Raw genomic sequence first — 18,268 nt, forward strand, 5'->3', positions numbered from 1 at the left:
CTGCCGGCCCCAATCAGGGGAAGAAGCCAATTTTCCGGACTGGTAAAAGTGCATGCAATTTCTTACGAATGGCGCAGTACAGCCATTTTTTGACTGAAACATTGCATCCAGATTTACATCGCCGCACTCTTACGCCTTCTTCAAAAACTCCGGCTTCAGCAGATAGCTCACGCCATCGATCTTGCAATCAATCGGATGGTCGCCCGAGACGAATCGAATGTTCTTGATCTTGGTGCCGGCCTTGAGCGTGCCCGACCCGCCCTTGAGCTTCAGGTCCTTGACCAGGATGGCCGAATCGCCAACGCTCAAGGTATTGCCGTTGCTGTCCTTGATCACGAGTTCGGCTTCCGCTTCGTCTTGCTCTGCCGCCGGATTCCATTCGTGTGCGCAATCCGGGCAGATGAAGAGCTCGCCGTCCTGGTAGGTGTTCTCAGAAGCGCATTGCGGGCAGGCGGGAATCGTAGACATGTCGAAGTGCGTGAAAATAGCTAAGGCGCGCACTATATCAGCCGCGGCACCGCAGGTTGGTTGACAACCGTCACGGTGACATCGCGCTTCGGTATCATCCCGTCTTCAACGTTTTTACCCGATCTGGGAGGTCATCATGGGCGAAGCCAAACGACGCGGCACGCAAGCCGAACGCGTTACCCAAGCGAAATCCCGCCTGGACGCGCTGCGTCCTGAAAAACTGGTCTGCGGCGCCTGCCAGACCGCCTTTACCGAATTCGAAGGAATGGAGCCGCGCGACATGCCCGGCATCCACGCCATCTTCGGCGGCGAATGCCCGAACTGCGGCGAAAGTGTGATCTCCTTCAACGGCGAGCCCGAGGCCGTGGCCGCCGCCATGCTGGCCTACCAAGACGCCATGGAGAACGCCAAGCTCGGCGCGCAGACGCAAGAAGGCAAGCACGTGCCGTACGTGGACGAAGAAGACAAGCCCACGCAGCACTGAGCCGACCATGCAAGACACCCCGGTGCAACGCTACCGCCACTACAAAGGCGGCGAATACGAATGGCTGTGCGAGGCCACGTACGAGCCCGATCCCACCATCAAGATGACGGTCTATCGCGCCGCCAACGGCACGATCTGGACGCGCCCGGCAACGATGTTCCACGAGATGGTCGAAGTCGATGGCCGTCAGGTGCCGCGCTTCGCGCGCATTGACTGAATGACGAGCGACAGCGTTTCAGTACGAGCGGGCCTGCGGGCCCGTTTCACATATTGGCGCGACCTGACCGGTGCCTGGGCCGCGCGCCACGGCCGGTTGGCGGCGGGGCTGCACGAGTTTGTCGTCTTCGGCATCAAGCAGGCGTGGGCGTGCCTGTTCGGCGGGCTGATGGTCGCCCTGCTGATCGGCACGCATTTCTGGTATCCGGCCGATGCGCCGCTTGCCCGGTACGACGCGCTAACGATTGCTGCGGTCAGCATCCAGATCGCCCTGCTCTGGTTGAAGCTGGAGACGTGGGACGAAGCCAAGGTGATCCTGATGTTCCATGTGGCCGGCACGGGCATGGAAGTCTTCAAGACGGCCGTCGGCTCGTGGATCTACCCGGAAGCATCGGTGCTGCGCATTGGTGGTGTGCCGCTGTTTACCGGCTTCATGTATGCGTCGGTAGGTAGCTACATCGCGCGGGCGTGGCGCGAGTTCGATCTGCGTTTCTCGCATCATCCGCCGCTGGCAGTGACGGCCCTGCTCTCGCTGGGTATCTACGTCAACTTTTTCCTGCACCACTACTGGTGGGACTTGCGCTACGTGCTGATGGCGCTGATTGCGGTGGCGTTCCGCCGCTGCTGGATCCACTTCCGCATTGATCGCGTGCACCGCCGCATGCCGTTCCTGCTCGGTTTCACGCTGGTGGCACTGTTCATCTGGCTGGCAGAAAACATCGGCACGTTCACGCGCACGTGGCTTTATCCAAACCAGCTGCAAAGCTGGGAAATGGTGTCGATCAGCAAATTGGGGGCGTGGTTCCTGCTGACCATCATGAGCTACGTGATGGTGACGCTGGTCAACCCGCCGCGGCCCGTTGACGCTTGAGCCCGGCATGTTCGTCCGGTGCCCGGTCGCGCAGCTCAAAGGTCACGCGCACGCGGCGTGAGAGCTGCAGGTACACACCGCAAGTCAGCAACATCGCCACGGCCACCACCACGCCGTCAATCACGGTGGCGCGTGCACCTGCAACGCCGCCCGCCATCAGCATCAGCCCAATCATCGGGGGCAGCAGCGCCATGTGCACGATCATCGCCAGCCGAAATGCGCTGTCGTGCGTGGTGGCCAGCACCAGCACCGTCACGCAGGAAATCAGATAGAGCAGTGTGGTCAGATTGACCGCCCCGCTGCCCGGCGTGTTGGCATCGAAGAGATCCGAGCCGGCCAACTGCAGCGCATCGACCGACAAGCCCTGCCAGAAGACCCACGTTGGCCCCGCGATGGCAACGGCAAGCACCCACGGCAGCCAGCCGGCAATGCCATACAGCGGATGGTGTTCTGCTTCGATCGGGTCAATGTCGACCCAGCGATGCGTCAGCATGATGCACCCCCAATAATGCGCGCCCGTTCTGATGGCGGGTTGCCCCGGCAGGTAGCCAGCGACACCCGCCTCTCCTAGCTCTTAGCTTAGGTCGCCGCGCAAAGCGCGCAATGCCGGAGGAACCCTGAGCGCACAAACAGGTTGTGCCAGATCAAGGTGCGGCTTATCGACGAAAAAAGCGCGGTCGGTCGGGGTCGTACAGCGGGTCGGGCGTGATCTGCGTGAGTTGCAGTACGCCAGCCGGGTCAAAGTAGAAATGCATCAGCGACGGCCAGACGTCGTCCGACTTGAAGCGGTATGACCAGACCAGCCGGTCCATGCGCGAGAAATACGCGGTTTCGACCGGCTTGCCGAAATGCCGCAGCACGTCGTCCTTGGTCCAGACACCGATCTTGGCTTGGGCAAACTCAAGGCTGCGCAGCACCTGCTTGAAGTCGATGAGCTTGCCGCTGGCATCGAAGTCCGCCGCGTAGGTGACCTGGCCGTAAGGCTGCGTCGGATACAGCCAGCGCACCCCTCCATTCAGGCCATCCAGCGGATAGATCTCGCGCGGCGGGCCAAACTGCGCCTGTACCGCGGACTGGTCATTGCCGACCAGCCGCTGCCCCTTCGTCACTGGGGATTCCAACGCGGCACACCCTGCCAGCGCGGTTATCACCGTCATCGCTGCCAGCCAACGCATTGCGCGCATGACAACCGTCTCCATCCGATATTTCGAGGGTGGACAGTGTAGCGCCGGCCAGCGTTTCAGCGCGCGAGCAGCGGCGCAATGTCCAGGTGTGCGGCAGCAAGGCGCGCGTCTGCACGCGGCAGGCGCGGAATGGTGCCCAGATGCGGTGCGCCAATCCAGCGGCGCAGGGTGGAAACGTTGTCGTCCAGCCCGGCCATGGCCGGATCCACCACGTTGCCAACCCAACCGGCCAGATGCAGCCCGCGTGCGGCGATCGCCTCGACAGTGAGCGCGGCATGGTTCAGGCAGCCCAAGCGCAGCCCGACCACCAGCACCACCGGCAGGCCCAACGCTACTGCCATCTCTGCCGTATCAAAGCTGTCCGACAGCGGCACACGAAACCCGCCCACGCCCTCCACCACCACCGCATCGGCCAGCGACTTGGTCTGCACGAATGCGTCGAGGATTGGCGGCAGCGTGATCGTCACGCCCTCGCGCGCGGCCGCCAGGTGCGGAGACATCGGCGCATCCAACAGCCACGGGCAGATCGTTGCGAGCGGCAAATTGACCGAGGCGGCAGCGCGCAGTTGCTCGATGTCTTCATTGGTACGCTCTGGCGCGTTTGGCACGGTACCGGCGGCAATCGGCTTGAGGCCGGCGCTGCGGTAGCCGGCATCGGCCAACTTGGTCAGCAGCGCGGCGCTGACCAGCGTTTTGCCGATCTCGGTGTCGGTGCCGGTAACGAAGCAATCGAAGCGCGGTGGCATATCAGGCAGCCTTGGCAGGCGAGTGCAGCGATTGGCCGGCCACTTCCAGCGCCTGCGCCAAACGCTCAATGTCTTCTTCAGTATGCGCCGCGGATAGCGTGATGCGCAGCCGGGCCGTGCCTATCGGTACCGTTGGCGGGCGGATGGCAGCGATGCGGATGCCCTCGCGTTCCAGCGCGGCAGCCAGCTCCAATGCGGGTGCGTTCTCGCCGATCACGATCGGCTGAATGGCCGTGGGCGATGACATCCACTGCCAGCCGAAGCGGGCAGCCAGACGCTGCGCGTGTGCGCTCCACACGGCGATATGGCGGTTGAGGCGCGCACGGCGTTCGGCGCCCTCCTCGCTCGCAATCACGTCCAGTGAGGCTTCCACTGCGCAGGCAATCGCTGGCGGCGTGGCTGTCGTGAAGATATAGGTGCGCGCGCGCTGGACCAGCCAGTCGATCACCATGCAATGCGCCACGATGGCTGCGCCCGCGCCGCCCGCTGCCTTGCCGAACGTGCCAACGTAAACGAGGCGCTCCGAATGCAGCCCGAAGTGCGACAGCACGCCCGCGCCGCTCTCGCCGATCACGCCCAGGCCGTGCGCATCGTCCACGATGAGCCAGGCGTCGTAACGCTCAGCCAGCGCAAGCAGTTCAGGCAGCGGCGCAATGTCGCCGTCCATGCTGAACACGCCGTCGGTCACGATCAGCTTGTTGCGGCTCGTGCTGGCGGCAAGGAGCGCCTCCAGCGCAGCCACATCGGCATGGGGATAGACCTTGACTGGCGCCCGCGAAAGCCGCGCGCCGTCGATGAGCGACGCGTGGTTCAGTGCGTCGGAGAAGATCGTGCAGTCTTGGGCCGGCTGGATACCGCCAGACTGCGCCAAGGCACTCACCACGGCCAGGTTGGCCATATAGCCGGTACAGAACTCCAGCGCATCCGCCTCGGGAATGTGCGGCGCCTGCAGCGCCGCCATGCGGGCCTCCAGGCGCGCGTGCGCAATCGAATGGCCGCTGACCAGAGACGATGCACCGCTGCCGAACCCATACTGCCGCGCCCCCTCCGCCATCGCCTCAATCAAGGCGGGATGCGCCGCGAGGCCCAGATAATCGTTCCCGCAGAAACCAAGAATGTCGCGCGGCTCACCGCCGGGCACGCTGATGCGCTGGCTGCGGTCGGTCGGGCTGTATGCGGTGCGTCGCACACGGCGCAGGTGCGCGGCGTCGATGGCGTCCAGGCCCGCCTGCAGGTCGTCAAGCAATCGCATAGGTGTCTCCTTCTTGTCCATCGGGTGAATGGATCGCTTGGGCGAGCGTATCTTCCAGGGTTTGCAGCGTGCGGTCGATCAGGGTGTCGGTTTCTTCGTCGGTCAGCACATACGGCGGCAGCAGATAGACGGTGTTGCCGATGGGGCGCAGCAGCAACCCATGCGTGCGTGCTGTCAGTGCAAAGCGTTCAGCAAAGCGCGCGCCGGCCACTTCAGCGTGCACATCAAACGCGGTGATCATCCCTGTCTGCCGCAGATGTGCGAAACGCGCGTCGTGCGACAGCGATGCCAGCCCCTGCGCGATGCGTGCGGCGGTCACGCGGTTGCGGGCGAAGACATCCTCCTCCGCAAACAAATCCAGCGTGGCGAGCGCCGCCCGGCAAGCCAGCGGATTGCCCGTGTACGAGTGCGAATGCAGGAAGCTGCGTACCGGTGCGTCGTCATTGAAAGCGTGATAGATCGCATCGCGCGACAGCACGATCGACAGCGGCAGATACCCCCCGCTGATGCCCTTGGACAGGCAAAGCAGATCCGGCCACACGCCCGCCTGTTCGCATGCGAAGAAGGTGCCGGTGCGGCCGCAGCCGACCGCAATTTCATCGGCAATCCAATGCACGCCAAATTCATCGCACAGGGCGCGCACGCCACGCAGGTAGCTCACGTCATGCATGGCCATACCGGCGGCGCATTGCACCAGCGGTTCGATGATGACGGCAGCGATGGTGCCGGCGTTTGTGCTCAGGCAATCGCGCAAAGCGGCCAGCGCGCGGTCGGCCACGTCGGCGGCGGTTTCACCGGGCGCAGCCAGGCGGGCGTCCGGCGACGGCACACGGTGCGATTGCAGGATCAGCGGGTCATAGGCATCGCGAAAGATCGCCACATCGGTCACGCCCAGCGCGCCGAGCGTTTCACCGTGGTAGCCGTGTTCCAGGCAGATGAAGCGGCTGCGCGCGCCCTGCCCTGCATTGCGGTGGGCGTGGAAGCTCATCTTGAGCGCGATTTCCACAGCGGAGGCGCCATCCGAGCCAAAGAAGCTGTGGCCGAGCACGCCGCCGGTCAGGTCGATCAGGCGCTCGGCCAACTCCACCGCTGGGCGATGCGTGGCGCCGGCCAGCATGACGTGCTCCAGCGAATCGAGCTGCGTCTTGAGCGCGGCATTGATATGCGGATTGGCGTGACCGAACAGGTTGACCCACCACGAGCTGGTGCCGTCCAGGTAGCGCTTGCCGTCAAAGTCGATCAGCCACGGCCCCTGGCCGCGTGCGATCGGCAGCGGCGGCATGGCATCGAGCCGTGCGTTTTGCGTGCACGGATGCCAGACGGCCGCACGACTGCGTGCCTGCCACGCCGTGTTGGCGCTGGGCGCGCCATCGGCTGGCACGGGGATGGGGGGATACGCCATACGAGGCCTCCTCGAAACAGAACCGGGGGATTCGGCGGCGTATGGTAGGGGGCATGTTGATCAAAGAACAAGCCCGCACGTTGGATGAAATTGGCGTCACATAAAAAGCAAAAGCAAGAAGAAGCGCACTTCTTCGTCGGACGCTCAAGCTCCTGCGTGGAAAACGTGGTTAAAAAATCTTTTGATTTAATTGAAAAAGATATTTTTGAATCACATCCAATGGCTGCTCAATCCGTTTCTGTACCGGTGACGGCCCCCTGCTCCGCCAGCCAATCAAAGAACTGCGCGACATAGGGGGACCGCGGCTCGCCCGCCACGCGCGATATCCACCACGTCATGCCCTGCGAACGCTCGTAGCCCGGCAGTTCAACAAGGGTGCCCGCACGCAGCCCGCCGTCGGCGAGGGTCTGCGATAGGCAGGCGATGCCCACTCCGCGCTCAACGGCGTCCAGCACGAGCCGGGTGTCATCAAAGATGGCGCGCCGTGCGAAGTCGGCCAACGGCCCGCGAAACACGGCGGCAGTCTGTTCGCCAGTCATGTCCTGCTCTGAACAAACCAGCCCTGCATGCTCGGGATGGCGCTCAAACGGCACCTCCAACAGCCGCGCGGCAACGTTCCGGCTGGCTACGGTCACCCACGTGTCGGTCAGCAAGGGCTGTTGCTGCAGATCGGTCTGCGGCAGTGGCCGGTCGCTGATGACGATGTCCACCTCAATCTCATCAACGAAGCGCGCGGATTCATCGCAGGACAGCAATGGGCACAAGCCAGGTACGGCCTCGCACAACGCGCCGATGCGCGGCATGAGCCAGCCGTGCAACAGCGGTGCCGGCGCGACCAGCGTCACCAGCCCGGGATCGAGGTACGTGGCAATGCGGCCCAGGCCGCTGCGCAAGGTATCTACCGAGCGCTGCACGGAGCGCTGGAGCACCTCCCCTGCCACCGTCAGCTCCACCCCGCGGCCAAGGCGCCGGAATAGCGGCTGCCCCAATTGCTCTTCCAGTTGCTGGACTTGATGGCTGACAGCCGATTGCGACAGGCATAGCTCGTCGGCGGCGCGCGAAAAATTGCCGTGCCGTGCGGCCGCCTCGAAGCCCATCAGCAGCCGGAGCGAGGGGATTTTGGGGTTAGCCATGAGATAACTTGATAAATAACGGCAATAAAGCTCAATTTTCTTCCAGGCTCGTGGTGGGCACAATGCGCCAACTTATCAACACGTGACAACGCCTCGTCGTTTTTCCCATGTCCCGCACCCGCCGCCAGTTTCTCCGTACCTCCGTATCCACCGCCTATTCCGTGATGGCCGCCTCCATGCTCGGCGCCTGCGGTGAGAGCATCGGGCAGGAAGACGGCCCCACCACCGCGCCGCAGCAGTCCTCGACGGTTTGGACCATGCCGGACGAAGCCGCGCCGCACGTCGGCACGTGGATGGCGTTTGCCGCGTCGGATGCCATCTGGGGCAATCGGCTCAAAGGTCCGGTGCAGGACGCGCTCGCCCGCATTGCCAACGCGATCGTCCAGTTCGAGCCGGTTCACATGTTGGTTGGCGAGCGCGACTTGGCCGCGGCACGCCAGAAATGTGATCCGCGCGTCAACTTGATCGTGCAGGCCGTTGATGATTTGTGGATGCGCGACTCCGGCCCCGTTTTCGTCAAAAGCCCGGGTGGTGAGTTGGGGGCGGTCAACTTCAATTTCAGCGGCTGGGGCGGCAAGCAGGTGCATGCGCTCGACAGTCAGGTGGCAGCCGGTGTGGCGAGTCGTGCACGCGCCCGCCTGATCGGCACCAAGCTCGTGCTGGAAGGTGGCGCCATCGAGGTAGACGGCAACGGGACGGCCATCCTGGCGGAAAGCTGCGTGCTCAACCGCAACCGCAATCCGGGCCTGACCAAGCCTGACTGCGAACAAGCGCTCAAAAACCTGCTGGGCCTGCGCAAGATCATCTGGCTGCCGGGCATTGCTGGCCGCGATATCACCGACGGTCATGTCGATTTCTATGCACGCTTTGCACGCCCGGGCACGGTCTTCGCTGCCAGCGATACCGATCCCACGTCGTACGACCACGCGGTGACCCGCCAGCACCTGCAGATCCTGCGTCAGGCTACGGATGCGGACAACAAACCACTGACGGTGATTGAGTTGCCCGCACCGGAGAAAGTCCGTCCTGCCTTCGACAACCGCGACTTTGCGGCCGGCTACGTCAACTTTTACGTGTGCAACGGCGGCGTGGTGATCCCTGAGTTTGGTGACGGCCAGGCCGATGCCGTGGCCAAGCAGCGCATTGCGGCCGCGTTCCCAGGGCGCACCGTAGTGCAGGTCAACATCGACCCGATTGCGGCCGGCGGCGGTGGAATCCACTGCACATCGCAGCAATGGCCGGCCTGACGGATTATTTACTTCTGGTGATGTTCAGAATGGACTGAATGTTTGCGCTGCATCATTGCTCAACCCTAGGGATAACCCTATACTCGGGAAAACCCTAGATAACGCACTGAGAGAGAACATCATGATCCAGCAAGCCTATTACACCCCGAAGTTCGCCGGCGAAGCCCAAGTTCAAGCCGCTCGTCGTCCGTCGCTGCTGCGTGCAGTCATCAACTACTTCCGCAAGGGTTGGGATGACAACCTGGCGTACGCTGAAGTGGTTGGCAAGTCGGGCTCGTACCTCGGCTAAACGTCACGGCTGAATCTTCAGCCATGCCGCAACGGCACATCGCGAAACAAAACGGCGCATTGGCGCCGTTTTGTTTTGGGGCGAATCATCGACGCGCCGGCTTGAGTATCAGCGCCGCCACCGAGCCAATCACGATGCCCCAGAACGCCGAGCCCAGCCCGAACAGCGTCAACCCCGACGCCGTGGCCAGAAAGGTGATGATCGACGCCTCCCGATGCTCACCGTCCTCGATTGCGCCCATCACGTTCGATGCGATAGCGCCAATCAGCGCCAACCCGGCCAGGATCGCGACGAACGGTTTGGGCAGCGCCGCAAACAGCATCACGATGGCACCCGCAAACGTGCCGCCAATCAGATAGAACACCCCGTTGGCGATGCCGGCCACGTAGCGTTTGGCCGGGTCGTCGTGCGCATCTTTGCCGGTGCACAGCGCTGCGGTAATCGCTGCAATCACGATGGTGATTCCGCCGAAGAACGCCACGGCAATCGACGCCACGCTGGTGGCTGTCATGATCGGGCGGGCTGGCGTGTCGTAGCCCGAGCCACGCAGCACCGCCATGCCCGGCAGGAACTGCCCTGTCAGGCTGACGACGACCAACGGAATGGCCAAGCTCAGCGTCGAACTCACGGTCCAATGCGGCGCGATGAAAACCGGGCGAGCCAGCGCGAACGACACCCCATCGAAATGCGTCAGGCCCAGTGCCATCGCCAGCGCAGTCCCCGCCAGCAACACCACCACGATGCAGTAGCGCGGCCACCAGCGCCGGCCCAGCACATAGACCGTAATCATGGAGAACGCCAGCACCGGCATGGCAGAAGCGGCAGCAAAAGCGTGCGTGCCGAACTGGAACAGGATGCCCGCCATCATGCCGGCGGCAATGCCCTTGGGAATCAGCCGCATCAGCCGATCGAACGTGCCCGACACGCCGATCAGCAAAAGGATGATCGCCGCCGTGATGTACGCCCCCACCGCTTCGTTGAGCGACAGCGCTGGGAACAACGACACCAGCAACGCCGTCCCCGGCGCCGACCACGCGGTCACCACCGGCGCCTTCCACCGCCAGCTTGCGTAGATGCCGGACACGGCTGCACCGATGGAAATCGCCCAGACCCATGACGTGACCATCGCATCCGGCATGTGCGCGGCCTGCGCCGCCTGAAAGAAGATGACCAGCGGCCCGGCGTACGAAATCAGCACTGCCAGAAAGCCTGCCGCAACGGCAGAGATCGACCAATCAGAGAGAACGCCGCGCGGCGTGGCTTGGGTGCTCAGAGGTTGCATCGTGGGCACCCCGCGTCAGCGCGCAATGACCGAAGCCGACCGCTGGTGATTGATGAACGCCACCGCAATCGTGGCAATCACTGCCGGCACGGCCATGGCGAAGAAGTTGTGGTGCAGCGGCAGCGCCATCCCCACCAGCATGCCGATGACGATGGGCGCGAGAATCGCCCCGCTGCGCCCAACGCCCGATGCCCAGCCGATGCCGGTGGAGCGGATGCTCATCGGATAGAACTGCCCAGCGTAGGCGTACGTGACGATCTGCGTGCCAATGGTGCAGCCGCCGGCCACGGCCACCAGCAGGTACAGCGCTTCGGTCGAGGTCTTGACACCAAGCAGCGCGATCGACACGGCCGCCAGCGCATACATGGCCATCAGCACGTACTTGATGTTGAAGCGATCCGCCAACCATCCGCCGCCGATGGCACCCAGCATGGCGCCAAAGTTCAGCACCAGCACAAAAGTGAGCGCCGAACCCAGGCTATAGCCCGCTGATGCCATCAGCTTGGTCAGCCACGAACTGAGCGCGTAGACCATGAACAGGCACATGAAGAAAGCGATCCAGAACATGGCTGTGCTGAAGCCGCGTCCATCCTGGAACAGCTTGCCCAGTGGGGCCTCGTTGCCGCGATCGGCTTCGGGCAGGACCAAGGTATCGTCCGGCTGTAGTGCGGTGCCTGGGCTGAGCTTGCGCACGATCTCTCGCACGGCATCGAGCTTGCCTATGCGCAGCAGGAACGGCATCGACTCCGGCAGCCACCGCAGGATGGCCGGCACCAGCAGCACCGGCAACCCCGCCGCGATGAACACCGATTGCCAGCCATAGCGCTCCAGCAACCCCTTGCCCAGCAGCGCCGCCAGCATGCCGCCGACCGAATAGCCACTGAACATCAGTGTGACGAGCGTGCTGCGCACCTTGCGCGGCGAATACTCCGTCATCTGCGCCACGACATTCGGCATCACGCCGCCAATGCCCAGACCAGCCAGAAATCGCGCCACGCTGAAGGTGAGCGGATCGGTGGCAAAGCCAGCTGCTGCCGTAAACACACTGAACAGCACGATGCACACCGCAATCGCCCAGCGCCGGCCGATGCGGTCGGCAATCGTGCCGAGAAAGATCGCGCCGAACATCATCCCGAACAGCGCCGCGCTGACCATGAAGCCAGCGCTGGTGGGCGTCACGCCCATGTCTTTCATGATGGACGGCAGCGCAATGCCCGCGATGGCGAGGTCATAGCCGTCAAAGATGATGATGAGCGCGCACCAGAACAGCGTGATGGCGTGGAAGCGGCCGAACCGGGCGTGGTCGGCCACTGCGTGCAGGTCGATCTGACGCATGGGTGGTCTCCTTTGGTGTTGTTCTTCTGAAGGCGTGGTCGCCTTTCTCGTGCTGGGTTGGTTTCTTCGACTGATGGCGCGCTCTGCCGGCGCGCTGCAAGCTTCAACCCAGGTCTCCGCCCCCAACCGGCAACACCGTCCCGGTGATGTACGAGGCCTCGTCCGAAGCCAGAAACAGGATCGCCCGCACTTGCTCGTCGATCGTGCCGTAGCGGTGCATCAGGCTGCTGGCAAGGGTCTGGTCGACAATGCCTTGGTACCAGACGGTTTCCTGTTCCGACATGGGTGCCGCGTTGCGCGGAATCTTGCGCGGCGGCGCCTCCGTGCCACCCGTGGCGACGGCGTTGACGCGGATGTTGTCTTCCGCATGCTCCAACGCCAGGCTGGCTGTGAGTGCGTTGACACCGCCCTTGGCCGCCGAATACGGAATCCGATAGATGCCACGCGTGGCGATCGACGACACGTTCACGATCGCACCCTGTTTGCGCTCCACCATGTGCGGCAGCACCGCGCGGCAGCACCACAGTGTCGGAAACAGCGAGCGGCGGATTTCCGCCTCGATCTGCGCCTCTTCATAGTGCTGATACGGCTTGGCCCAGATCGTTCCGCCGACGTTGTTGATGAGCACATCAATGCGGCCAAAGGCGTCGATCGCTGCCTGCACGGCGTGCTGCGCACCAGCGTAGGTTTCGAGATCCGCCGTGGTGGCGTGGGCGTGGCCGCCCGCTGCCGCAATCTCGGCCTGCACTTCGTGGACGAGTTCGGCGCGATCCACCAGCAGCACCTGGGCGCCCTCTTTTGCGGCCGCCATTGCCACGCCGCGCCCGATGCCCTGTGCCGCGCCAGTCACGACGACGGCCTTGCCTGAGAATCGTTGCATGCTCATGCCGCCTTGGAAGTCATGTTGGCTGCGTTGGGGGTGAACTTTTCGTAGTGGAAGCTATTGGGCTTCACACCTGCGTCGTCAAAGTACTTGCGCACGGCATCGACCATTGGCGGCGGCCCGCACAGATAGACATCCACGTCACCATCGTTCAGGGCATCGGCCGGGATGTGCTGCGTCACCCAGCCCTTGCGCGGGTGGCTCGATGCGACATCGGCCACGACGGTGGCGTAGGTGAAATTCGGCAACCTCGCCGCGTAGGCGTCGATCGCGTCGACCTGCACCAGATCGAGATCACGGGTCACGCCATAGATCAGATGCACCTGCTGCTGCGAGTTGCTGCGCGTCAGCACTTCGAGCATCGACAGGAACGGCGCGAGGCCCGTGCCGCCGGCCAAGAACAACAGCGGCCGCTGCACGTCGCGCAGATAGAAGCTGCCAAGCGGCCCCTGCAGATCGAGCTTGTCGCCCGGCCGCGCGGCTTCGAGCCAGTTGCTCATCACGCCGCCGGGAATCTTCTTGATCAGGAAGCTGACCTTCGCTTCCCCCGGCGCCGATGAGAACGAATACGAGCGGTGCTGGCCGCTGCCGGGCACGCCGATGTTGACGTACTGGCCGGGCAGGAACACCGGCGCCGTGGCATCCACGTCCAGTTCGAGCACGACAGCGGCATCGTTGTGCAACTCGACTTTCGACAGTGTTGCCCCGAAGCTGCTCTGCCCAGTCTTGCAGGTGGTCGACGTGGTCGGTACCGCGATCACGCAATCGCTCTGCGGCACCATCTGGCACGTCAGGACGAGGCCGGTGTTCTTCTCGTCTTCGGTCAGCGCGTCTTCGATGTAGTCGTCACCGAGGTCGTAGCTGCCGCTCTCGGCACGGCACTTGCAGGTTCCGCAAACGCCATCGGAGCAGTCCATCGGCAGGTTGATCTTGGCGCGGAAGGCGGCATCGAGCACCTTCTCCCCCGCTTTGCAGTCGATGAAACGGGTGACGCCGTCCTCGAAATTCAATGCAACTTTGAAACTGGACATGGGATACCTCTGCTGCCGTTGGTGCGTATGAACCCGACGTCAAACGTGATAGACGTCGAGCACCTGCCGGATGTAGTCGTTCTTCAGGACGATCTTCTTGGATGCGATCAGGAAGCCATCACCGGCGCGGCGCAGGGTGACGAACATCGTGCCGAAGAAGTGGTCGGTGGCCTTGTACCGGTGGCTGAGCGTGTGGAAGTTGTAGCGCACGTCGACAGCATCGTCGCGGTCGGCCAGGACTTCCACGTTGGTGATGCTGTGGTTGGTTCTCGGCTCCGGCGTTGAGGCACCGCTGCGCTCGGTCTTGATGCGGAAGACGCGATCCTCAAGCCCGCAGCGATTCCCGTAGTACATCAACGAGATCTGGCTTTGAGGGTCGTCGGTCAACTGGTCGTCGTCATCCCAGGCGGGCATCCAGTACGTGACGTCTTCGGCGTAGCACTCCAGCCATGCGTCCCACTGGCGGTCGTCGAGCAGTCGCGCCTCGCGGTACAAGGCCGCGCAGATGTTCTGGTAATCGGCGCTCATGCCCGCACCTCTTCGCGTTCCGTCTTCAGCGCATCGCGCATGACCCGCACCCAGTATTCGTGCTGGCAGACGAACAAGCCTTCGTCTTCACTGCGCTCGCCCGAGATGAGCGGTTTCAAGCCCATCTTCGTGGCGTTCTCGTCGGGGCCGTGCACCCACAGCGGCGCGCCGCGCGACAGGTCATTCCACAGGGCCGTGGTGCCGGCATAGCCGTTCTGGCAGGCGCGGAATTCCTCCAGGTCGTCTGCGGTACCCATGCCGGTGACGTTGAAGAAATCCTCATACTGGCGGATGCGCGTCGCACGGTCAGTTGCGCTCTCGCCTTTCGGCGCGAAGCAGAAGATCGAGACCTCGGTCTTGTCGACGCTGATCGGCCGGACCACGCGAATCTGGGTGCTGAACTGGTCCATCAGAAACACGTTCGGATACAGGCACAGGTTGCGGGTCTGGTTAATGATGAAATCCGTCTGTGTCTCGCCCACGCGTGCCTTGATCTCGTCGCGGTGCGCATAGACCGGCCGCACTTCCGGGTTCATCGTCTGGGTCCACAGCAGGATATGGCCGTGCTCGAAGCCATAGACGCCCGCCACCGACTTGCTCCAACTGTTCGCATCCACCGCCTGCGTGCCGCCCTCCTTGCGCCGGCCCATCGTCGCGGCGTAGTTCCAGTGCACGGTGCTGACGTGGTAGCCGTCGCAGCCGTTCTCCATCTGCATCTTCCAGTTGCCGTCGTAGACGTACGAGGAATTGCCGCGCAGCACTTCCAGGCCGTCCGGCGCCTGATCGACGATCTGGTCGATGATCACCCGCGCCTCGCCAAGGTACGTTTCGAGCGGCTGCACATCGGCATTGAGACTGCCGAACAGGAAGCCACGGTAGTTCTGGAACCGCGCAACCTTGCGCAGATCATGCGAGCCATGCGTGTTGAACTGCACCGGGTACTCGGTGGTCTTTTCGTCCTTCACCTTGAGCAGCTTGCCGGTGTTGGAGAAGGTCCAGCCGTGGAACGGGCACGTGAAGCTGCCCTTGTTGCCGTGCTTGCGGCGGCACAGCATCGCCCCCTTGTGTGCGCAGGCGTTGATGACCGCGTTCAACTCCCCGGTCTTGTCGCGGGTGATGACGATCGGCTGGCGGCCGATCCACGTGGTGTAGTAGTCGTTGTTGCTCGGAATCTGGCTTTCGTGCGCCAGATACACCCAGTTGTTCTCGAAGATGTGCTTCATCTCCAGTTCGAACAGCTCGGGATTGGTAAAGATGTCTCGGCGGCAGCGGAAAACGCCGGCCTCTTCGTCATCCACCACCGCGGTCGATAGCAGGTGGTCCAGTTCGTTGGCTTTGTCGATCAGGGCGGACATGGTCGTCTCCACGTTGAGGCGCTAGGCCTCAGACCTCGGCCGAAGCGCGCAGGCGATTCACGCGCTGGTTGTCCTTGCCCTGTACCAGCGGCGTCAGAACGACATTGAATTCGATGTCCTTGTACGCATCGGCCTTCAGGTCCAACGCAGCGCCACCGGTTTTCTCGACCACGTGCGGAATCAGCTCTTCGCGGGTGGCGTAGGCGAAGTCATCCCAGATCAGCGGATCGCCTTCGATGTTGAACTGCGTCGTCAGCTTGCGGTGTCCGTCGCTGGTGACGAAGAAGTGCACATGCGCCGGGCGATTGCCGTGGCGGGCCAGCCCGTTGAGCAGTTGCTGGGTCGCGCCGTGCGGCGGGCAGCCGTAGCCCACCGGCATGAGCGTGCGGAATTCGTATTTGCCATCGGCACCCGTCCGGACTGCGCCACGCAGGTTGAACGGGCTCTGTTCGCCGGTCGGGTCGAAGTGCGAGTAGAAGCCGTTCGAATTCGCGTGCCAGCACTCGACCAGAGCGCCGGCCAGCGGCTTGCCATCCGGGCCGGTGACCGTGCCGTGAATGATCAGCGGGCCGGCAGCGGGGTCCGGGTCGAGGTCGATCCGGGACACACCATCGCGCACCTTCGCACCCGCCACGTACAGCGGGCCTTCGATCGTGCGCGGTGTCCCGCCGTCGAGGCCAATCGCCGCGTCCGCTGCATCCATGCGGATGTCGAGGTACTTCTCCAGGCCCACACCGGCGGCCAGCAGTGCCGCCTCCCCATCCTGGCCGAGCTTGTTCAGGTAGTTGATGCCCGCCCAGACCTCATCCGGCGTGATGTCGAGATCGTCAATGGCCTTGAACAGATCGGCCAGCAGACGGTGGGTAATCTGCTTCAGGCGGGCGTTGCCCTGAGTGCCATCCAGGTTGGTGGCGGCCTTCAGCAGGTCCTGCACGTCTTTCGTTTGGAATACGGTCACGCTCATGATGGGTGTCTCCAGTGGGTTCTTTTGGGGAAATGTCCAGGCGATCTTTCAGAGTCAGCGTCAGGCGTCGTCGCCATGAATCGACGACGGGTGACGGCACAGCGGCGTCACGGCAATCTGCATGTACGGAAACAGCGGCAACGCGGTCAGGATGTCGTGCAGTTCAGCGTTGCTCTGTACGTCGAAGATGCTGGTGTTCGCGTACTCGCCAACCAGGCGCCAGATGTGGCGCCACTTGCCGCTGCGCTGCAGCTCCTGCGAGTAAGCCTTTTCGCGCGTCTTGATCTCGTTGGCGACATCGGCGGGCATGTCGGCCGGCAGGTGAACATCCATGCGAACTTGGAACAGCATCGTGGTCTCCTTGGTGGGTTGTCTTCGGTCTAGGTGTTGTCAGTGGCGGCGCAGACGGGTGAGCTTGTCGCGGTCGATCTGGATGCCCAGGCCGGGGCCCGTGGGCACCTGCAACATGAAGTCGCGGTACTGCAGCGGCTCGGTCAGCAGTTCTTGCGTGAGCAACAAGGGGCCGAACAGCTCGGTGCCGAATTGCAGATCGCCGAAGGTGGAGAACACATGGGCCGAGGCCGCCGTGCCGACCGCGCCTTCGAGCATCGTTCCGCCGTAGAGGCTGATGCCCGCAAGCTGCGCGATGGCGGCAACTTGCATGGCCGGAACCAGCCCGCCGGACTGCGCGATCTTCACGGCGAACACGTCGGCGCTGGCGCTACAGGCCAGTTCAAACGCATCGAGCGGGCCGTGCAGCGCTTCGTCAGCCATCATCGGCACGGCGAACTGGCGAGCGAGGCGTTCCAGCGCGGCGCGGTTCTCGGCACGCACCGGTTGTTCAATCAGGTCGATGCCGCCGGCCTGCAGCGCGGCGATGCCGTTGGCGGCGTCGAGTTCGCTCCACGCCTGGTTGACGTCGACGCGCACGCTCACGGCGTCGCCCAGGGCGCGCTTGATGGCCAGCACGTGGGCCACGTCATCAGCGACCGGGCGCAGACCGATCTTCAGCTTGAAAATGCGGTGGCGGCGCTCGGCGAGCATCGCTTCTGCCTCGGCAATGTCTTTCGCCGTGTCGCCGCTGGCGAGCGTCCAAGCCACCGGCAGCGCATCGCGCAGGCGGCCGCCGAGCAGTTCCGACAACGGCACATTCAGCCGGCGCGCCTGTGCATCGAACAGCGCCGTTTCCAGCGCGCACTTGGCGAACCGGTTGCCCTGGATGGTCTTGCGCACCTTTGCCATGGCAGCCGCCACGTTGCGCGCGTCCATGCCGATCAGCAGCGGCGCGATGTGCGTGTCGATGTTGACCTTGACACTCTCGGGGCTCTCCTCGCCGTAGTTGAGGCCACCGATGGTGGTGGCCTCGCCCCAGCCTTCGATGCCGTCTTCACAGCGCACATGCACAAGCACCAGCGTCTGCACGTGCATGGTGGCAACGGAGAGTTTGTGCGGACGAATGGTCGGCACATCCACTAGAATGGCCTCGATCGAGCGAATCATGTTTTCCAGGTATCAGAGTGATGACGATCAACTTGGAAACCAGATTACGCAGCGCAATTTACTGCGTCCAACACCGATTTAGTATCAGATTCATACCT

General features: G+C 63.4%; 21 protein-coding genes. 5 read left to right on the forward strand and 16 right to left on the reverse strand.

What is annotated here, in order from left to right; genetic code table 11:
• Positions 1-129: 129 nt before the first annotated feature.
• Complete coding sequence (locus PI87_RS00670) at positions 130-468, reverse strand: zinc ribbon domain-containing protein YjdM (RefSeq protein WP_039595757.1); 339 nt, start codon at positions 466-468, stop codon at positions 130-132.
• 136 nt (positions 469-604) lie between these two features.
• On the opposite strand from PI87_RS00670, the gene PI87_RS00675 reads away from it, so the two are divergent.
• The 3 genes from PI87_RS00675 to PI87_RS00685 are packed head-to-tail and all read left to right on the forward strand — an operon-like array spanning position 605 to position 2,039.
• A complete protein-coding gene (locus tag PI87_RS00675) occupies positions 605-952 on the forward strand; it encodes a hypothetical protein (RefSeq protein ID WP_039595758.1) in 348 nt (115 codons plus the stop codon).
• A gap of 7 nt (positions 953-959) precedes the next feature.
• On the forward strand, positions 960-1,169 hold the full coding sequence (locus PI87_RS00680) for a DUF1653 domain-containing protein (RefSeq protein ID WP_039595759.1): 210 nt from the start codon (positions 960-962) through the stop codon (positions 1,167-1,169).
• The gene (locus tag PI87_RS00685; RefSeq protein WP_039595760.1) at positions 1,170-2,039 is read left to right on the forward strand and encodes a DUF817 domain-containing protein; all 870 of its coding nucleotides are present in this window, start codon (positions 1,170-1,172) and stop codon (positions 2,037-2,039) included.
• Here PI87_RS00685 and PI87_RS00690 read toward each other — a convergent pair.
• The 6 genes from PI87_RS00690 to PI87_RS00715 form a co-directional block, all read right to left on the reverse strand.
• The gene (locus tag PI87_RS00690; protein WP_039595761.1) at positions 2,011-2,532 is read right to left on the reverse strand and encodes a hypothetical protein; all 522 of its coding nucleotides are present in this window, start codon (positions 2,530-2,532) and stop codon (positions 2,011-2,013) included. The two genes, PI87_RS00685 and PI87_RS00690, sit on opposite strands and share 29 nt — an antisense overlap.
• Before the next feature lie 163 nt (positions 2,533-2,695).
• Entirely contained in the window at positions 2,696-3,223 is a 528-nt protein-coding gene (locus PI87_RS00695; protein ID WP_039595762.1) for a hypothetical protein, read from the reverse strand.
• 56 nt (positions 3,224-3,279) lie between these two features.
• Positions 3,280-3,969, reverse strand: coding sequence for a dethiobiotin synthase (gene bioD / locus PI87_RS00700; protein WP_039595763.1), 690 nt, complete (start codon positions 3,967-3,969; stop codon positions 3,280-3,282).
• 1 nt (position 3,970) lies between these two features.
• Entirely contained in the window at positions 3,971-5,221 is a 1,251-nt protein-coding gene (gene bioF / locus PI87_RS00705; protein WP_039595764.1) for an 8-amino-7-oxononanoate synthase, read from the reverse strand.
• Entirely contained in the window at positions 5,208-6,623 is a 1,416-nt protein-coding gene (gene bioA / locus PI87_RS00710) for an adenosylmethionine--8-amino-7-oxononanoate transaminase (RefSeq protein ID WP_039595765.1), read from the reverse strand. The genes bioF and bioA overlap by 14 nt, the downstream gene beginning before the upstream one ends.
• Before the next feature lie 227 nt (positions 6,624-6,850).
• Complete coding sequence (locus PI87_RS00715; protein ID WP_039595766.1) at positions 6,851-7,756, reverse strand: LysR family transcriptional regulator; 906 nt, start codon at positions 7,754-7,756, stop codon at positions 6,851-6,853.
• A 107-nt stretch (positions 7,757-7,863) separates the two neighbouring features.
• Here PI87_RS00715 and PI87_RS00720 point away from each other — a divergent pair, with 107 nt between their 5' ends.
• Both PI87_RS00720 and PI87_RS29365 read left to right on the forward strand, forming a co-directional pair.
• Positions 7,864-9,003, forward strand: a complete 1,140-nt coding sequence (locus PI87_RS00720; protein WP_039595767.1) for an agmatine deiminase family protein — start codon at positions 7,864-7,866, stop codon at positions 9,001-9,003.
• Between the two features lie 121 nt (positions 9,004-9,124).
• On the forward strand, positions 9,125-9,292 hold the full coding sequence (locus tag PI87_RS29365; RefSeq protein WP_198139495.1) for a hypothetical protein: 168 nt from the start codon (positions 9,125-9,127) through the stop codon (positions 9,290-9,292).
• An 85-nt stretch (positions 9,293-9,377) separates the two neighbouring features.
• Here PI87_RS29365 and PI87_RS00725 read toward each other — a convergent pair whose 3' ends face one another.
• The 9 genes from PI87_RS00725 to PI87_RS00765 form a co-directional block, all read right to left on the reverse strand.
• Positions 9,378-10,574 (reverse strand): benzoate/H(+) symporter BenE family transporter, encoded by a 1,197-nt coding sequence (locus tag PI87_RS00725; RefSeq protein WP_039595768.1) that lies wholly within the window; start codon positions 10,572-10,574, stop codon positions 9,378-9,380.
• 15 nt (positions 10,575-10,589) lie between these two features.
• Positions 10,590-11,909, reverse strand: coding sequence for an MFS transporter (locus PI87_RS00730; RefSeq protein ID WP_039595769.1), 1,320 nt, complete (start codon positions 11,907-11,909; stop codon positions 10,590-10,592).
• A 103-nt stretch (positions 11,910-12,012) separates the two neighbouring features.
• A complete protein-coding gene (locus tag PI87_RS00735; protein WP_039595770.1) occupies positions 12,013-12,795 on the reverse strand; it encodes a 1,6-dihydroxycyclohexa-2,4-diene-1-carboxylate dehydrogenase in 783 nt (260 codons plus the stop codon).
• Entirely contained in the window at positions 12,792-13,823 is a 1,032-nt protein-coding gene (benC, locus tag PI87_RS00740; protein WP_039595771.1) for a benzoate 1,2-dioxygenase electron transfer component BenC, read from the reverse strand. The genes PI87_RS00735 and benC overlap by 4 nt, the downstream gene beginning before the upstream one ends.
• Before the next feature lie 39 nt (positions 13,824-13,862).
• On the reverse strand, positions 13,863-14,351 hold the full coding sequence (gene benB, locus PI87_RS00745; RefSeq protein ID WP_039595772.1) for a benzoate 1,2-dioxygenase small subunit: 489 nt from the start codon (positions 14,349-14,351) through the stop codon (positions 13,863-13,865).
• Positions 14,348-15,706 (reverse strand): Rieske 2Fe-2S domain-containing protein, encoded by a 1,359-nt coding sequence (locus PI87_RS00750; RefSeq protein WP_039595773.1) that lies wholly within the window; start codon positions 15,704-15,706, stop codon positions 14,348-14,350. Before PI87_RS00750 ends, benB begins: the two co-directional genes overlap by 4 nt.
• Before the next feature lie 28 nt (positions 15,707-15,734).
• Positions 15,735-16,670 carry a catechol 1,2-dioxygenase gene (catA, locus tag PI87_RS00755; RefSeq protein WP_039595774.1) on the reverse strand — a complete coding sequence of 312 codons (936 nt, stop codon included), beginning with the start codon at positions 16,668-16,670 and terminating at the stop codon, positions 15,735-15,737.
• 60 nt (positions 16,671-16,730) lie between these two features.
• Complete coding sequence (gene catC, locus PI87_RS00760; RefSeq protein ID WP_039595775.1) at positions 16,731-17,021, reverse strand: muconolactone Delta-isomerase; 291 nt, start codon at positions 17,019-17,021, stop codon at positions 16,731-16,733.
• 39 nt (positions 17,022-17,060) lie between these two features.
• Complete coding sequence (locus PI87_RS00765; protein WP_039595776.1) at positions 17,061-18,170, reverse strand: muconate/chloromuconate family cycloisomerase; 1,110 nt, start codon at positions 18,168-18,170, stop codon at positions 17,061-17,063.
• Positions 18,171-18,268: the final 98 nt, after the last annotated feature.

This window comes from Ralstonia sp. A12, from assembly GCF_000801955.1.
GTDB lineage: Bacteria > Pseudomonadota > Gammaproteobacteria > Burkholderiales > Burkholderiaceae > Ralstonia.

Coding starts and splice junctions, on each gene's coding strand:
- PI87_RS00670 (WP_039595757.1), bottom strand. CDS start 468: ATGTCTACGATTCCCGCCTGCCCGCAATGCGCTTCTGAGAACACCTAC.
- PI87_RS00675 (WP_039595758.1), top strand. CDS start 605: ATGGGCGAAGCCAAACGACGCGGCACGCAAGCCGAACGCGTTACCCAA.
- PI87_RS00680 (WP_039595759.1), top strand. CDS start 960: ATGCAAGACACCCCGGTGCAACGCTACCGCCACTACAAAGGCGGCGAA.
- PI87_RS00685 (WP_039595760.1), top strand. CDS start 1,170: ATGACGAGCGACAGCGTTTCAGTACGAGCGGGCCTGCGGGCCCGTTTC.
- PI87_RS00690 (WP_039595761.1), bottom strand. CDS start 2,532: ATGCTGACGCATCGCTGGGTCGACATTGACCCGATCGAAGCAGAACAC.
- PI87_RS00695 (WP_039595762.1), bottom strand. CDS start 3,223: ATGCGCGCAATGCGTTGGCTGGCAGCGATGACGGTGATAACCGCGCTG.
- bioD (WP_039595763.1), bottom strand. CDS start 3,969: ATGCCACCGCGCTTCGATTGCTTCGTTACCGGCACCGACACCGAGATC.
- bioF (WP_039595764.1), bottom strand. CDS start 5,221: ATGCGATTGCTTGACGACCTGCAGGCGGGCCTGGACGCCATCGACGCC.
- bioA (WP_039595765.1), bottom strand. CDS start 6,623: ATGGCGTATCCCCCCATCCCCGTGCCAGCCGATGGCGCGCCCAGCGCC.
- PI87_RS00715 (WP_039595766.1), bottom strand. CDS start 7,756: ATGGCTAACCCCAAAATCCCCTCGCTCCGGCTGCTGATGGGCTTCGAG.
- PI87_RS00720 (WP_039595767.1), top strand. CDS start 7,864: ATGTCCCGCACCCGCCGCCAGTTTCTCCGTACCTCCGTATCCACCGCC.
- PI87_RS29365 (WP_198139495.1), top strand. CDS start 9,125: ATGATCCAGCAAGCCTATTACACCCCGAAGTTCGCCGGCGAAGCCCAA.
- PI87_RS00725 (WP_039595768.1), bottom strand. CDS start 10,574: ATGCAACCTCTGAGCACCCAAGCCACGCCGCGCGGCGTTCTCTCTGAT.
- PI87_RS00730 (WP_039595769.1), bottom strand. CDS start 11,909: ATGCGTCAGATCGACCTGCACGCAGTGGCCGACCACGCCCGGTTCGGC.
- PI87_RS00735 (WP_039595770.1), bottom strand. CDS start 12,795: ATGAGCATGCAACGATTCTCAGGCAAGGCCGTCGTCGTGACTGGCGCG.
- benC (WP_039595771.1), bottom strand. CDS start 13,823: ATGTCCAGTTTCAAAGTTGCATTGAATTTCGAGGACGGCGTCACCCGT.
- benB (WP_039595772.1), bottom strand. CDS start 14,351: ATGAGCGCCGATTACCAGAACATCTGCGCGGCCTTGTACCGCGAGGCG.
- PI87_RS00750 (WP_039595773.1), bottom strand. CDS start 15,706: ATGTCCGCCCTGATCGACAAAGCCAACGAACTGGACCACCTGCTATCG.
- catA (WP_039595774.1), bottom strand. CDS start 16,670: ATGAGCGTGACCGTATTCCAAACGAAAGACGTGCAGGACCTGCTGAAG.
- catC (WP_039595775.1), bottom strand. CDS start 17,021: ATGCTGTTCCAAGTTCGCATGGATGTTCACCTGCCGGCCGACATGCCC.
- PI87_RS00765 (WP_039595776.1), bottom strand. CDS start 18,170: ATGATTCGCTCGATCGAGGCCATTCTAGTGGATGTGCCGACCATTCGT.